A 1,019-nucleotide genomic window follows, 5' to 3' on the forward strand; every position below is an offset into this window, starting at 1 on the left:
TAGCCGTACACCTCGGTGAGGATGTCACCAAAGATGTAGCTGATGGGAAAGATGAACGCCCCCCCATCGAAGGTTCGCCCCCACAGGGTGAACAGCTTGAGCGCCGCCACGTTCGAGATGAGCAGAACCGCCACGAACGACGCCGTGATGATGTCGACGTAGCGATATCGCCGCTGCTGCGGTTCAGTCACCTACTTGCCGCCGAAGCCCATCATGGGCTGCCACCCCAGAACGCTGAACGCGCGGCTGTAATCGCCGAGCTTGAAGTCGACGAAGAACCCCATTCCGGACGTCTCGCACCACAGGCCACGCACCACATAGGGGTGCGCCTGCACCGGAAGACCGGTCAGCCGGTAGGGCTCGTCGAACGACGCGCGACTGTACGAGGTCTCGCCCGCGGGACTCTTGATGGTGAAGCCGTTCCCGTCATCGGTCACCACCGTGGTGCCGAGGCGTCCGCTGAGGCGCACCTCCTTGCCGTGCTTGCGCAGGCGCACCTCGTCGGTGGGAAGCTTGAGAACCCAGCCATCGTTCACGATCCGAAACCAGGCGCGGGTCTCGCCGATCTCGAGGAGCAGCTCACCGCTCTCGCTGATGCGAACCATCATGGTCGACTTGTCGGGGAAGTAGATCACGTAGCCGCTCTCGTACCCCTCCTGCTTCAGCGACGTGAGCCCGCCGTTGGGCGCCTTGATGACGTACTCGCCCAGCATGTCGCTCTGGATGAGGGTGCCTGGAGAGAACGGGAGGTGGTAGACGGTTCCCCACGATTTTGCGATGATGGTGGTGCGTTCCGGCCCCGACTGCCCGTCCGCGAACGCAGGCGCGCGCATCACGCAGAGCAGCAGCGCCAGCAGCAGCGCCAGGCGCCTCCATCGACACGCGCGCCCGCGCCATCGCGACGCAACGTCGACGCTGAGATTGACCTGTCCCATGCTGACCTCCCCAGGGTGCGGCGCCCATAGCAGCGAAGCCAGTGACGCAGATGTCATGCCCTGAGGTTCCCAGCGCGCGCGCCG

General features: G+C 64.7%; 2 protein-coding genes. Both read right to left on the minus strand.

Annotated features, from left to right (window positions below):
- Positions 1-191: VUT family protein (locus tag EB084_26545; GenBank protein ID NDD31822.1), on the minus strand; the 191-nt coding region annotated here is incomplete at its 3' end.
- A complete protein-coding gene (locus EB084_26550; protein ID NDD31823.1) occupies positions 192-935 on the minus strand; it encodes a hypothetical protein in 744 nt (247 codons plus the stop codon). It lies immediately after the preceding gene.
- Positions 936-1,019 lie beyond the last annotated feature (84 nt).

This window comes from Pseudomonadota bacterium, from assembly GCA_010028905.1.
In the GTDB taxonomy this organism is placed as follows: domain Bacteria; phylum Vulcanimicrobiota; class Xenobia; order RGZZ01; family RGZZ01; genus RGZZ01.